Origin of the sequence: Corynebacterium humireducens NBRC 106098 = DSM 45392 (assembly GCF_000819445.1) — a bacterium.
GTDB lineage: Bacteria > Actinomycetota > Actinomycetes > Mycobacteriales > Mycobacteriaceae > Corynebacterium > Corynebacterium humireducens.
Map to the genome: position 1 here is coordinate 2503081 of NZ_CP005286.1, position 14620 is coordinate 2517700.

Annotated in this window: 8 protein-coding genes; 2 read left to right on the forward strand and 6 right to left on the reverse strand. The window is 70.3% G+C overall.

Annotation, left to right across the window (positions count from 1 at the left end):
- Positions 1–26 precede the first annotated feature (26 nt).
- Together cmtR and B842_RS12215 are read left to right on the forward strand one after the other, a co-directional pair.
- Positions 27–371: a Cd(II)/Pb(II)-sensing metalloregulatory transcriptional regulator CmtR gene (gene cmtR / locus B842_RS12210; protein WP_040086937.1), complete on the forward strand. Its 345-nt coding sequence runs from the start codon at positions 27–29 to the stop codon at positions 369–371.
- Positions 368–2272 carry a heavy metal translocating P-type ATPase gene (locus tag B842_RS12215; protein WP_040087727.1) on the forward strand — a complete coding sequence of 635 codons (1905 nt, stop codon included), beginning with the start codon at positions 368–370 and terminating at the stop codon, positions 2270–2272. The genes cmtR and B842_RS12215 overlap by 4 nt, the downstream gene beginning before the upstream one ends.
- 254 nt (positions 2273–2526) lie before the next feature.
- Here the strand turns inward: B842_RS12215 and B842_RS12220 are convergent, their stop codons facing one another.
- The 6 genes from B842_RS12220 to B842_RS12245 form a co-directional block, all read right to left on the reverse strand.
- The gene (locus B842_RS12220) at positions 2527–4092 is read right to left on the reverse strand and encodes an acyl-CoA carboxylase subunit beta (protein WP_040086939.1); all 1566 of its coding nucleotides are present in this window, start codon (positions 4090–4092) and stop codon (positions 2527–2529) included.
- Positions 4093–4095: 3 nt separating this feature from the next.
- On the reverse strand, positions 4096–8961 hold the full coding sequence (gene pks13, locus B842_RS12225) for a polyketide synthase Pks13 (protein WP_040086940.1): 4866 nt from the start codon (positions 8959–8961) through the stop codon (positions 4096–4098).
- Between the two features lie 121 nt (positions 8962–9082).
- On the reverse strand, positions 9083–10951 hold the full coding sequence (locus tag B842_RS12230) for a FadD32-like long-chain-fatty-acid--AMP ligase (RefSeq protein WP_040086942.1): 1869 nt from the start codon (positions 10949–10951) through the stop codon (positions 9083–9085).
- A gap of 157 nt (positions 10952–11108) precedes the next feature.
- Positions 11109–12017, reverse strand: coding sequence for a cutinase family protein (locus tag B842_RS12235; protein ID WP_040086943.1), 909 nt, complete (start codon positions 12015–12017; stop codon positions 11109–11111).
- A 15-nt stretch (positions 12018–12032) separates the two neighbouring features.
- Positions 12033–12554, reverse strand: a complete 522-nt coding sequence (locus B842_RS12240; RefSeq protein ID WP_052437940.1) for a DUF732 domain-containing protein — start codon at positions 12552–12554, stop codon at positions 12033–12035.
- 2 nt (positions 12555–12556) lie between these two features.
- Positions 12557–14491, reverse strand: coding sequence for an alpha/beta hydrolase-fold protein (locus B842_RS12245; protein WP_052437941.1), 1935 nt, complete (start codon positions 14489–14491; stop codon positions 12557–12559).
- Between the last annotated feature and the right edge of the window lie 129 nt (positions 14492–14620).

Genomic DNA, 14620 nt, shown 5'->3' on the forward strand with positions numbered 1-14620 from the left:
TCAGCGGACGCTGTACAATTCAGTGCATGCTGAACAGTGATCCGCGTCTGGATGTGATGAACAGGCTCGGCCGCGCCATGGCCGACGCCACCCGTTCCCGCATCCTCCTCCAGCTTCTCGACGCCCCCGGCTACCCCGGCGACCTCGCCGCCACCCTGGGGCTCACCCGCGCCAACGTGTCCAACCACCTCGCCTGCCTCCGCGGCTGCGGCATCGTCACCGCCACCCCGGAGGGGCGGCGCACCCGCTACGACATCGCCGACGCCCACCTGGCCCACGCCCTGTCCGGGCTGCTGGACACCACCCTCGCGGTGGACGAGTCCGTCCCCTGCCTGGACCCCTCCTGCGAGGTCGCGGGGTGCGCGTCATGAGCGCCCCCGAGACCGTCTCCGCCTGCGGCTGCTCCCACGAGGAGGAGGTCACCCTCGACCGCCCCGCGGACCCCACCCCCTGGTGGCGGGACCGCGCCATGCTCATCCCGGCGCTGTCCGGCCTGACCCTGCTGCTGGGGCTGCTCCTCGAGTGGCTCGGCGCCGGCCTGCCCGCCCGGGTGCTCTTCTGGCTCTCCCTGCTGCTGGGCGCCTCCCAGTTCGTGCCCGGTGCGCTGCGCAACCTGCTGCAGCACCGGCGCCTGGGCATCGGGCTGCTCATGACCATCTCCGCGGTGGGTGCCGTCCTCCTCGGTTACGTCGAGGAGGCCGCCGCCCTGGCCTTCCTCTACTCCATCGCCGAGGCCCTGGAGGACCGGGCGATGGACAGGGCCCGCAACGGTCTGCGCGCCCTGCTCACCCTCCTCCCCGAGACCGCCACCGTGCTCGTCGGTGGCGTGGCCCGGGAGGTGGGCGTCGAGACGCTGCGTCCCGGTGACCGCCTCCGGCTGGCCGCCGGTGAGCGGCTGGCCACCGACGGTGTCGTCGTCGCCGGGCACAGCAGCGTGGACACCTCGGCGATCACGGGTGAGTCCATCCCAGTGGAGGTGAGCCCCGGCGACCGGGTGCTGGCCGGCGCGATCAACTCCTCCGGCGTCCTGGAGATCGAGGCGACCGCCCCCGGCACCGACAATTCCCTGACCACCGTGGTCACCCTCGTGCAGGAGGCGCAGGAGAGGAAGGGCGACCGCGCCCGCCTCGCCGACCGCATCGCCCGCCCCCTCGTCCCGGGTGTGCTCGTCCTGGCGCTGCTGGTCGCGGCCCTGGGCTCCCTCCTCGGTGACCCGGCAGTGTGGATCGAACGCGCCCTGGTCGTGCTCGTGGCGGCCTCCCCGTGCGCGATCGCGATCTCCGTGCCCGTCACGGTCGTCTCCGCGATCGGCGCGGCGAGCCGCTTCGGCGTGGTCTTCCGCTCCGGCGCCGCCTTCGAGGAGCTCGGCGCGGTCCGCCACGTGGCGGTGGACAAGACCGGCACGCTCACCCGCAACCAGCCGACCGTCACCGAGGTGCTCACCGTCGACGCCACCCGCGCGGAGGTCCTCGCCTGGGCGGGCGCGCTGGAGTCCCACAGCACCCACCCGCTCGCCGCCGCCATCGTCGCCGCCGGCGAACCCGCGGCCGCCACCGACGTCCGGGAGACCCCCGGCCACGGCATCACCGGGCTTGTCGACTCCGTCCCCGTCACCGTCGGCTCCCCGCGCTGGCTCGACGCCGGCTCCCTGGCCGGGCAGGTGGCCGCGCTGGAGGAGGCCGGCATGACCGTCGTCCTCGTGGAGCACGGGGGCCGTGTGCGGGGGGCGATCGGCGTGCGCGATGAACTGCGCCCCGAGGCCGCCGAGGTGATCTCCACGCTGCGTGCCGACGCCCTCGGCGTCACCATGCTCACCGGCGACAACGCGCGTACCGCCCACGCCCTCGCGGCGGACGCCGGGATCACGGACGTCCGCGCCGAGCTGCGCCCCGCGGACAAGTCCGCGGCCGTGGCGGCCCTCCCCCACCCGGTCGCCATGGTCGGCGACGGCATCAACGACGCCCCCGCCCTGGCCACCGCCGACATCGGCATCGCCCTCGGCGCCACCGGTTCCGACGCCGCCGTCGAGTCCGCCGACCTGGCGATCACCGGCGACGACCTGCGGGCCATCCCCCGCGCCCTGCGGCACGCCCGTCGCGGCCGCCGGATCATCGACCAGAACATCGCCCTGTCGCTGCTCATCATCCTCCTGCTCCCGCCGCTGGCCGTGACCGGCGTGCTGGGGCTGGCCGCGGTCGTGCTCATCCACGAGATCGCCGAGGTCGTCGTCATCGTCAACGGCCTGCGGGCGGGCCGCCTGCAGGCCGGGTGACGTCGGAAAGCACGCGACCGCCCCGCCCACCGGAAAGGCGGGCAGGGCGGTCGCGGTGCGCCGGAGATTAGGCGGCGGCGCTGGAGAGCATGTGGGTCAGCTGGTTGGTGATCATGATGACCAGGTTGACGAGGTCGCCGAAGAGGTCGACTGCGGTGCTCAGCATGGTGAGGTTCTCCTAGAAGGTATGGATGACGATCAGTTTCAGTGGCTATATCGTGCCACAGTGACCATTTCGTTACATAAACGGTCGGCTACATCGGCATGATGGTGTGCTTCTTCGGCAGGTCCTCCTCGACCTTCGTCTCCATCTGCCGGATCGCCTTGCGCAGCGCCAGACGGGTGTCCCGCGGCTGGATCATCGCGTCGAGGTAGCCGCGCTCGGCGGCCACGTAGGGGCTGGTCATGTTCTCGTCGTAGAAGTCCATGAAGATCTTCTTCAGGTACTCCCGCTGCTCCGGCGGCGCGGCCTCCAGCTGCTTGCCCTGGATCATGACCACGGCGGCCGCGGAACCCATGACCGCGATCTGCGCGGTCGGCCACGCGAGGTTGATGTCACCGGTGAGGTTCTTCGAGCCCATGACGGCGTAGGCACCGCCGTAGGCCTTACGGACGATGAGCGTGATCTTCGGCACCGTCGCCTCCACGAGGGCGAAGGCCAGCTTCGCGCCACGGTGGATGAGACCGGCCTTCTCCTGCTCCACGCCCGGCAGGTAGCCCGGGGTGTCCACGACGAAGACGAGCGGGATGTTGTACGCGTCGCAGATGCGGATGAAACGCGCGCCCTTGTCGGCGGCGTCCGCGTCGATGCAGCCCGCGAAGTGCATGGGGTTGTTGGCCACGAAACCGACGGCGCGGCCGTCGATACGCCCGAACGCGGTGATGAGGTTCGGGGCGTAGTTCGGCTGGATCTCGACGATGTCCTCGTCGTCACCGAGCAGCGGCAGCAGCTCGAGCATGTCGTAGCCGGCGTTGGAGTCGTCCGGCATGAAGCTGTCGAGCTCCGCCTCGTCCGAGACCTCCTCGTCGGAGGGCGCGGCGAACACCGGGGCCGGATCGTGGCACGTCAGCGGCAGGTGCTCCAGCAGATCGCGGACGAAGTCGAAGGCGTCCTCCTCGCTGGAGAGCACCGCCGAGATGTTGCCGTTGAGCTCCTGCTGACGGGCGCCACCCAGCTCGGCGGAGGTGACGTCCTCACCGGTGACCTCACGGATCACGGCGGGACCGGTGACGTACATCTCGGTCTGACCGTCGACGGCGATGACGAAGTCGGTGGTCACCGGGGCGTACACCGCACCACCGGCGGACTTGCCCAGCATGATCGAGATCTGCGGGCTGCGGCCCGAGAGCGGCAGCTGACGACGCGAGATCTCCGAGTACATCGCCAGCGACGTCACCGCATCCTGGATACGGGCGCCACCCGAGTCCTGGATGCCGATGATCGGGCAGCCGATCTTGATGGCCATCTCCATGACCTCCACGACCTTACGGCCGAAGGTCTCACCGACGGAACCGCCGTACACGGTCTTGTCGTGCGCGTAGATGCACACGGGGCGGCCGTCGATACGGCCGTAACCGGTGACCACGCCGTCGGAGTAGACGGCGTCCGCCACGCCCGGGGTCTTCGCGAGTGCGCCGATCTCGACGAAGGAGCCTTCGTCGAGGAGCGCGTTGATACGCTCACGCGGGGTCGTCTGACCGGCCTCGTCACGCCGTGCGCGGGCGCGTTCGCTGCCGGGGTCGCGCGCCTGGTCGAGGCGGGCACGCAGGTCGGCGAGCTTCTCGGCGGTGGTGGTGCGGGCGGTAGACGTGTCAGTCACAGATCACTCCAGTTCATTGATCCGCTTGGCCATGTGGGCGCCGACGACGCCGATGGCGGGCTCGTCGGGCACTGCGAGGTGATCGCCCTTGAGCTGGACGATGTCAAGGTCGTCAACGATAGCCGACCAGCCGCCGTCCGGGTCAATATGGGCGTAACGCGGCTCCAGCTCGATGGCGCCGTCGTGCATGCGCTCGGCACGGAAGAGCACCACCGGCAGCTGGACCTCGGCCCAGCGGTGGAAGTCGAGCTTGTCCAGGATGCGGTTGTCCACGAAGCTGGCGCGCTGGTGCTCCAGCACGCCGGCGGCAAGGCCGTGCTCGGAGGCGTCGGTGGTGGCGAGGAACTGCTCGAGCATGCCGAGCATGGCCTCCTCACCGGCGGTCTCCAGCAGCTCGTAGGGCACCGGGAAGTCGAGGCCGTAGGTCTTCTTCGCGAACTCGCTGTAGCGCTTCCAGCGGGCCTTCGTCTCCTCCATCGTGTCCGGAACCGGCTCGGAGGGCTGGACCGTGTCGAGCAGCGCGATGTACGCGACCTCGACGTCTGTGTCCTTGAGCTGGTGCGCGACCTCGTAGGCCAGGGCACCGCCGAAGGACCAGCCGCCGAGGACCACCGGACGGCCGTCGGAGTACTCGCGGATCTCGTCGATGTAGGCGGCGGCCCGCTCCTCGAGGGTGCCCTCCAGGCGCTCGACGCCGTAGACCGGGACGTCCTCCGGGAGGCGGCGGGTCAGCGGCAGGAACACCACGGACGAGCCACCGGCCGGGTGGAACATGAACACGCTCGGCTTCGTGGAGCCCTCCGGGCGGGCACGCAGGACGCGGATGTTGCCCTCCACCTCGGTCTCCAGGGCGTCACGGACGATGTTCGCCAGCGGCTCCAGGGTGTCCACCTCGAGCACCTGACCCGGCTCGATCTCCCGGCCGACGCGGTCCGAGAGGCGCTCCGCGATCTCCTTCGCGACGTCCTCCGTGATCTCCGGCAGCGTGCTCGTCACACCGGCCGGGGCCTTCCCGGTGATGCCGGCCCAGGTGCCGAACACCATGCGCTCGGCGGCGTCACGCGGGGCGACGCCGACACCCTGCGGGGCGTCCCCGGCGGGGAGCTCCCCAGCCTCGCGGACCTCGGTCTCCGCCTCCTCAACGTCCTCGACGGACACGACCGGCTCGAGCAGGGAGGTGCCCTCGCTCTTCGCGGCGACGGCCTCCTCGACGATGCGGACGACGTCGGCGACGGAGGCGTCACGCAGTGCCTGGACCTGCAGCGGCGGGATCTGGAAGTCGTTCTCCACGCGGTTCTTGATGCGCATGCCCATGAGGGAGTCCAGGCCGAGGTCGATGAGCGGCAGCTCGCGCGGCAGGTCGTCGACGTCGTAGCCCATGGACTCGGACACGATGGCGCGGAGGCGGTCCTCGACGCTCTCACCCGAGGCCGGGTCCCAGCGGACCTCCTCGACCTCGACGGCGTCGGTGAGCGGCGCGTAGTCGGGCACGTCGGTGGCCTGCGGGGTCTGCACACCCGGCACGGTGCGCGGGGCACCCAGCGCCAGGGAGGTGGCGAAGCCCTCCGCCAGCAGGGTGGTGGTGCCGGCCTCGGAGACGCTGTGGACGGTGAGGGTCACGCCACCGATGGAGCGGGTGACCACGGTGGTGATGTCGCCGTTGACCGGCAGCATCGCGTGCTCCTCGGCGGCGACGAGCTGCGCGCCCGGCTGGACGGCCTCGGCGGCACGCTCGAGCAGCGCCAGGGCGGACGGCACCTCGTCGGCGGTGGTGGCGAAGGCCACGACGCCGTTCGGCAGGGTGACGCGCTGGCCCGGCAGGTCGGCGGCGCGGTGGCTGGCGGGGCGGGCGTTGGTCCAGAAACGCTGGTGCTTCCACGTGATGTGCGGGGCCGGGATGACCTCGCCCGGGCCGTAGACCAGGGAGAAGTCGACCGGGGCGCCGGTGGCGTAGAGCTTGGCCAGCAGGTCACGCAGGGCGTCGACCTCGCCGACCTTGCGCTTGAGCGCGAAGAGCAGCTGCGCGTCCGGCTTGCCCACGCTGAACGCCGTGTTCATCATGCCCATGATCGCGACCGGGTTCGGGGCGATCTCGACGAGGGTGGTGTGGCCGTTGGCGAAGGCCTGCTCGGTGGCGTCCTGGAAGTAGACGGCCTGGCGGGTCATGCGCAGCCAGTAGTCGGTGTCGTGGACGGTCTCGCCCGGCTGGTGGATGACGCCGCGGTCCACCGAGCTGATCAGCGGGGTGTGCAGCGGGGTCGGGGTGATGCCGGCGGTCTCGAAACCGAGCTCGCCGAGCAGCGGCTCGACGGCCGAGGTGTGGCCGGCGCCCTTGACGTTGAGCAGGCGGGCGAACTTGCCCTCCTCCTCGAGCTTCTCGACGAGCGCCGTGACCTGCTCACGCGGGCCACCCACGGTGGTCATGCCGGGGCCGGCGTAGACGGCGGGCTCGATGTCGGCGAAGGTCTCCTCCGCGTTGAGCTCCTCCAGGGCCTCGGTGGACAGCTCCACGACGGCCATCGCACCGAGCTGGTCCTCGGGGAGGGACTTCTCGCCCTCGCCCATGAGGCGGGCACGGTGGCAGGCGATCTGCATGGCGTCGTCCGCCGAGAGACCACCGGCGGCGTAGGCCGCGGCGATCTCGCCCATGGACATGCCCATGACGGCCGCCGGCTTCGCGCCGAAGGCGGCGAGCAGGTCGGTGAGGGCGATCTGGATCGCGGTGATGGCGACCTGGGCGGTCTCGGTGTCGTAGGTCTGCTCGTCGTCGTTGACGATCTCGAGGACGGACCAGCCGGACTCGAACTGGACGCGCTCGTCGAGCTCCTCCAGGCGGGCGCGGAACAGCGGCGACGCGGCGACGAGCTCCTTGACCATGAGGCGGTGCTGGGAGCCGAAACCGGAGTAGACGAAGACCGGGCCCACCGCGGAGGGCGCGTCGGCGGCGGTGATGCCGACCGAGACCTTGCCCTCGGCGACCTGACGCAGACGCTTGACCGCGTCAGCGACGTTGTCGGCGGTGACGACGGCACGGGAACGGCCGTGGTTGCGGCCGGCCAGGGAGCGGGCCACCGGCACCAGGTCGGTGTCCGGACGCTCCTCGAGGAAGTCGGCGAGATCGGCGGCCGCCTGCCGACGACGCGACGGCAGCAGGCCGCTCACCGGCAGCAGCACGGCGTTCGGGTGCTCGGCGTCGGGCAGCTGGGCCTCGGCGGGTGCGGGGGCCTCCTCCCCCTCGGCCGGTGCGTAGTCCGCGGCGTCGAAGGAGCTGACGACCAGGTGGGCGTTGGTGCCGCCGAAACCGAAACCGGAGACGCCCGCGATCCGGCGGCCGGAGTACTCGGGCCACTCGCGCGGGTCCTCGACGACCTCGAGGCGCTCGGCGTCGAAGTCGATGTAGCGGTTCGGGCCCGCGAAGTGCAGGGACGGCGGGATGACGCCGTGCTGGATCGACTGGACGACCTTGATCAGCCCGGCGGCGCCGGCCGCCGACTCGGCGTGGCCGATGTTGGACTTCACGGAGCCGAGCAGCGTCGGGCGGGACATCTCGCGGCCCTCACCGAGGACGGCACCCAGGGCCGTGGCCTCGATCGGGTCGCCGAGGATGGTGCCGGTGCCGTGGGCCTCCACGTAGTCGACGTCGGCCGGGTCGACGCCGGCGTCCGCGTAGGCGCGGGCCAGGACGTCGATCTGGGCGTCCGGGTTCGGGGCGGTCAGGCCGTTGGAGTGACCGTCGGAGTTGACCGCGGAACCCTTGATGACGGCGAGGATCCGGTCGCCGTCGGCAAGCGCATCAGCGACCCGCTTGAGCACGACGACGCCGGCGCCGTCGGCACGCACGAAGCCGTCGGCGTCGTCGGAGAAGGCGTGGATGTGGCCCGTCGGGCTGAGCACGCCGAGCTCACCGAAGGCCGTGGTGACGAACGGGGAGGCCAGGATGTTGACGCCACCGGCGAGCGCCACGTCGGCGTCGCCGTCGCGCAGTGCACGTACCGCCTGGTGGATGGCCACCAGGGAGGAGGAGCAGGCGGTGTCGACGTTGACGGAGGGGCCGCGGAAGTCGAAGGCGTAGGAGATGCGGTTCGGGATGATCGAGCTCGCGGTGCCGGTCAGCGCGTAGGGGTGCGCCTCGGCCGGGTCCGCGGTGATGAGCATGCCGTAGTCGTTGTTCGAGGAACCGAGGAAGACGCCCACCGGCTCACCGCGGAGGGTGTTCGGCGGGATGTGCGCGTCCTCGAGCGCCTCCCAGGCGACCTCGAGCATGATGCGCTGCTGCGGGTCCATGTTGGCGGCCTCGAGCGGGGAGAGCCCGAAGAACTCGGCGTCGAAGTTCGCCAGGTCATCCAGGTAACCGCCGGTCAGCGGCTGTTCCGCCATCTTGGCGGCCATGGTCTCCTCGGCGGCGTACTCGGACCAGCGGCCGATCGGCAGTGCGCCGGTGCCGTCCCGGCCCTCGACGAGCATGGACCAGTAGGCGTCCAGATCGCCGGCCCCCGGGAAACGGCCGGCCATGCCGACGACGGCGATGTCGTGGGTGCCGGGGGTCTGCGCGGCGCCGGAGACACCGGCGTGGCGGGACCGCGGACGGGAACGCTCGCGGGAGGCCGGTTCCCCGTCGATGAGGCGCTGCGCCAGCGCCTGGATCGTCGGGTACTCGTAGGCGATGGTCGCGTCGAGCTGGACACCCAGGAGGTTCTCCAGCTCGCCGGACATGACGACCGCGTCACGCGACGAGAGTCCGAAGTTCTCCATGGGCTTGGTGTCGGTGACCTCGTCGGGTGACAACCCGGTCACATCAACGACCCAGTCGCGGAGCCATCCGCGGAGCTGCTCGACGGTCATCGTCGCGGGTGCCTGGCTCTCAGTCATCTACGCGGTCTTCCTTTTCCTGCAGTGGTACAGCACGGTCTATACATCCGGAACTCTATCGTCCGCATGAATGTGTCCGTTACATGTCCCCGGTGGACGGCCCCGGGAGGGGCCACCCCCGCTAGCCGCGCTCAGCCAGGTAGGACTTCTGGATGACGCGACGGGCGATCTTGCCGGCGGAGGAACGCTGGATCTCGTTTGGGGCGACGAAGCGGATGTCCGCCGGGGTGACGCCGTGGGCGGAGGTCACCGCGCCACGGATCTTCTCGACGGCCTCCGCGTCACCGGACTCGTCGGCCTTGTCGTCGCGCTCGATGACGAGGACGAGCTGCTCGGTGGACTCGGCGGCGTCGTCGTCGGCCATGACCGAGAACGCGGCGACGGAGTCCGGGCGGACGTGGTCGGAGGCGTTCATGACGGTGTACTCGATGTCCTGCGGGTAGTGGTTGCGGCCCGCAATGACGATGAGGTCCTTGAGACGGCCGGTGATGTAGGTCTCGCCGTCGACGATGGCGCCCAGGTCACCGGTGGCCATCCAGCCGTCGTCGGGCATTCCCTCGGCGCGGGACTCCGGCAGACGCTCACCCAGGGTGTTGGCGAAGGTCTCGGCGGTCTCCTCCTCGCGGCCGAGGTAGCCGGCGGCGAGGTTGTCGCCCTTGACCCAGAGCTCACCGATCTGGCCGTCGGGCAGCTCGGCGCGGGTCTCCGGGTCGACGATGGTCAGCGCCTGCGGGCGCACGACCTGACCGTTGGAGGCGAAGGCGACGGCCAGCTCGGAGTCCTTCTCCACGAACTCGACGACGCCCTCGGCCAGCTTGTCGCGGTCGAAGTAGGAGATGAGCGGGCGCTCCTTGGTCTGCGGGGTGGTCACCAGCAGGGACGCCTCGGCCAGTCCGTAGGAGGGACGCAGGACGGTGTCGACCAGGCCGTGGGGGCCGAAGGCCGCGCGGAAGGAGTCGAGGGCCTTCTCGGTGACCGGCTCGGAGCCGATGATGATGCCGTCGAGAGCGGACAGGTCGAGGGTCTCGCCCTCCTTCGGGGTGCCGTAGCGGGCGGCCAGCTCGAGCGCGAAGTTCGGGACGACGGTGTAGACGGAGACACCCTCGTCGGAGTCACGGCGGTTGAGCTGGTCGACCCAGCGCTTCGGCTGCTGGATGAAGTCACGCGGCGACATGATCTCGTTCGGCAGGCCCAGGATGGTGACGAACAGGGCGAGGATGATGCCCATGTCGTGGTGCAGCGGCAGCCAGGACACCAGACGCAGCGGGGTGCGCAGGCGGGCGGCGGTGAAGATCTGCAGCACGTTGGTGAGGATGGAGCGGTTGGTCAGCTGCACGCCGGCCGGCACGCGGGTGGAGCCGGAGGTGTACTGCAGGAAGGCGGGCTGGTCGACCGGCATGGTCGACATGGAGGCCATGAGCTGCTGACCCTGCAGGGTCATCATCGGGTTCATGTAGGAGGCGGCCAGGGTGTCCGGCAGGGAGTCCACCGACAGGATGCGGGGACGCTCGCGGGACGGCAGCTCCGCGAAGTGCTCGCGCACGGCGGCGGCGGAACCGGAGTTGGTGAGCACGAAGGAGGGCTCACAGTCGGCGAAGACGGCCTTGAGGTGGTCCGCGTGGCCCGGTTCGGACGGGTCGTAGAGCGGGACCGGGGTCATGCCGGCGTAGAGGGCGCCGATGAATCCGAAGAGGTACTCCGGGGAGTTGTTGGCCAGGATGGCGACGCGGTCGCCGATCTTGCCCACCTGCTGCAGGCGCGCGGCGACGGCCTTGATGCGGGTGTTGATCTCCGTGCGGGTGTAGTCCACCGGGGTTCCCTCGCGGGATTCGGAGAAGTCCCAGAAGCGCAGGCAGTGGCGCTCGCCGCCGCCGAGCTGCAGGTCGCCCTGGTACATCAGCTCCGCGAGACCCGCGAGGGTCAGCTGGGGTGCCAGGACGATCTCGCCCTTGTCGTTGAAGAACTGGCTCATCGCCGCTTGCAGGTCCATGCTTCTCCTTTGGTGTACCCGCTGGTCAGTGGTGCGGGCGTGAAGTTTCTCAGCGCTAATGTCTTTTGTGCCAACCTAACAGAGCGGGCACTCGTTCTGTTAGTCCAAGTTCGTGATGTTTCCGTTACAAACGAGAGTACCCCGGGGGCACCCCCGGTCACTGGTGGATCAGGTCAGAGGCCCACTCCACGACCCACGCATTGGTGGTGGTCCCGGGGATGACGTCGGGGTTGGACGCGTAGAGGGCGTGGACTCCGTTGGCGGCGACCAGCGCCTGCGCGCGCTCGAGGGCGTTGCCCACCTGGCGGGGGGCGTCGCAGATGCTGTCGTTCGGGGCGCAGATGTCCCACACGCGGTCCTGGAGCTCACCGAAACCGCCGACACGCGGTCCGCGCATCGTGGCGCCGGGGACGATCGGCTGGACGAGCAGGTTGAGCGGCTGGAGGGCGACCTCGGCGCCGACGCCGGAGACGTGGGTGCCGGGAACCTGGCCCACACCAGGTTCCCTGCGGCCGTCCGCGATCAGGGCGACACCCCTGATGCGGTCGGCCGGCACCACGCCGCCACCCTGGCCGATCTGGCTGGCGACGTCCCCGAGGATGACGGCGCCCTGCGAGAATCCGGCCAGGATGAAGTCGGTGTAGGGGCACTCGTCGTGCATGGTGACCATCTCAGTCTCCAGCACGGACTGGCCCTCCTGCCGGGACTCGTCGTAGGTCATCTCGTGCTGCGCCTGGATGGAGCGGAACTGCGCCGTGTAGGGCAGGGTCCACACCCGCACGTCCTCGGCCGGGAAGCGCTCCTGCAGCGGACGGGTGATCGACAGCATGAAGCTGTACTCGTTGGCCGTCGGGTGGAACGGGTCGTCGCCCGGCGCCGACTCCCAGGTGCCCGGGGCGGCGATGACCTGGACGTCCGGGCACCAGTCGGGCTGGAGGATCTCCGTCGGCTCCGGCAGCCCCGGGGGAAGGGGGATGTCCTCCCCGGGTCGCAGGAAGCGGAACGTCCCGACTCCGATGAGGAGCACCAGGATCAGTACCGCCAGGATGGTGAACAGCTTGCGCATGCGGTGATTTTCCAACTAACAGTAGGCGTTCTTCGCGGCGGCCTCGATGATGGCCGTCACGTCTTCCACGGACTTGTCCGTCCGTCCCTGGCTCACCAGCTGGCCGGCGACCGCGGGAACGGTCGCACGGCCGAACTCGCTGTCGTCGTCATTGCACACGATGGCGGCGGTGCCGATGAGCTGGCTCTCGACGCCCTCGACGTCGATGCCCTCGTCGGTGAGTTCGCCCAGGAACTGGACGTCCTCGGGGGTGCGGGGCATCCCGGGCTCGGGGATCTCGTCGATCTCCCGGGCGCCCTGGTCCTGCGGGCCCGGGTCGGCGGCCCGGGGACGGCCGGGGGCCGCGTCCCTGCCTGCCGACGCCGCGCCGTCCCCGTCGCTGTCCTCCGTGCGCGTCTCCCGCGGTGCCCGCTCGAGCGGGGCGATGGACGTCGGGGTGGAGTCGTTGTCGTCCACCGTGGCGTCACCGCAGGCGGTGAGGGTGAGCGCGCCGATCAGGAGGGCGGCGAGCAGGCCGGACCTGGCCGGTGTGCGCATGATCAGTTCCGCCCCTCCACGATGCGTCCGTTGAGCTGGCTGATGGTGCCGTTCTGGAAGCGGACGACCTCACCGCCGGCCGGGACGTTGGCGTGGTCGGCGGCCGGGTAGCCGAACTCGCCGCCCTCGTAGCCCTTCGTGCCCCAGTGGTCGAAGATGGCACCGTACTTGATGTACTTCGCGCCGGTGGCGGCGGACCAGTAGATGTTGCCGTTCTCGAACTCCTGGAACGCTCCGCCGCGGATGATCTTCTCGTCGGAGGTCGGGAAGCCCAGCTCGGACTCGGCGGTCTTGAGGGAGGCGTACTTCTCGGCGATGGCACCGCGCACCCAGTGGGTCCGGCCGTCCGGGGTGGTGGCGATGACGCCACGCTGGAACTGCTGGACCTGGCCGCCCTTCACGTTCTGCGGGGCACCGGTCGGGTAGCCCAGGTCGCCGCGCTCGTAGCCGGTGGCGGCCCAGGAGTTGAACAGTGCCTTCGGGATCTCGCGGGCGCCGGTGGACGGGGTCCAGTAGATGGAGCCGTTCTCGAAGTGGACGTAGCGGCCGACGCCGTCGGGGGTGACCCGCTCACCGGTCGTCGGGAAGCCGAGCCAGGAGGCGGGGCCGCCGATGTGGTGGTAGCGGGCGTTGATGGCGCCGTACAGGGCGTGGGCACCGGTGTCCGGGGACCAGTAGGCGACGCCGTTGCGGAAGTCCTGGCGCATGCCGTCCTCGACCGGGTACTCGTTGGTCACGCAGGAGCCGATGACGCCGGACTGGGTGGCGGCGGCGATGGCGCCGACGGTGATGCAGTCCGTGCCGCGGTCCTCGCGGGAGAGCTGCATGGCGTTGGCCATGTGCGGCCAGGCCTGGGACATCTCGAACTGCCAGTACGGCCAGGCGTGGACGCCGGAGGGGCGGAAGTGGACGACCGGCTCGACGCCGACCTTGCGGGCCTCGCGGACGAAGGTCTCGGAGGTCATGCGGGAGAGGATCTCCAGGCCGATGCCGGCGGGGTTGGCGGGGCCGGTGGCCACGGAGTCGGGGTTGCCGAAGTCGTCCTGGCCGGAGCCGGCGGAGACGTAGACCTTCATGTCGCGGAGGGCCTCGATGCCCAGCTTCGGGTCGTTGTCGATCCAGGCCTGGTCGCCCGGCTGGCCCCACATGCGGGTGCCGTCGTAGCCGCCGGCGTCGCGCTGTGCGGCGAGGATGGACTCGGCCATGCCGACGGAGGTGGTGTCCAGGTAGCCGGAGAAGGAGCCCACGAAGGAGAACATGTGCGGGTTGTGCTGCGCGAGGTTCATCGCGGCGGTGCCGCCCATGGACAGGCCGACGATGGAGCGGGTCTTGCTGGAGCGGAAGCCCTCGTCGAGGATCGGGACGAGCTCGCGGATGAGGAAGGTCTCCCACTTGTAGTGCTTGCCGTTGTCGGGGCGCTGCCAGTCGGAGTAGAAGGAGGACTCGCCGCCGATCGGCAGGATCACGTTGACGTTCTTGTCGGCGTAGAACTGCTCGATGTTGGTCTCGATGGTCCAGCCGGAGTCGTCCTCGCGGGCGCGGAGACCGTCGAGTGCCCAGACCTCGGGGAAGGTGCGGCCGGGGCTGGAGTGCCAGTCACGGGCGAGGAGGATCTGGACCTGCTGGATCTGGTCCGGCATGGCGGCGGAACGGATGAACAGGGCGATGCGGCGGTTGGTGATCCACTCGAGGCGCTCGACCTTCACGCCTGCGGGGAGGTTCGCGATGTCGGGGTACTCGGTGTTGATCGGGGTGCGCTGCGGCGGGTCGGAGGGACGGATGGAGTCCGAGAGGCTGCTGCCGGAGCTGCCCGGCAGGATGCTCTGCGCCTGGGCGGCGGGTGCCACCGACAGTCCGAGGGCCAGGGTGGTGGGGAGGACGACGGCGGCGAGCCAGGGGCGGCGGCTCTGCGGGGAACGGGATGCGGTGTCGCGCATGAGAGGGTCCTTGTGGTGATGGTGTCGTGGCGGCGTGCGTGGGGTGGGTGTGCGTCCGGCACGTCCCCGGGGTTCCCGCCCCGGGGCTGCTTGCCGACGTCCGCCCGTCCCCGGCGTCACACGCCAGGT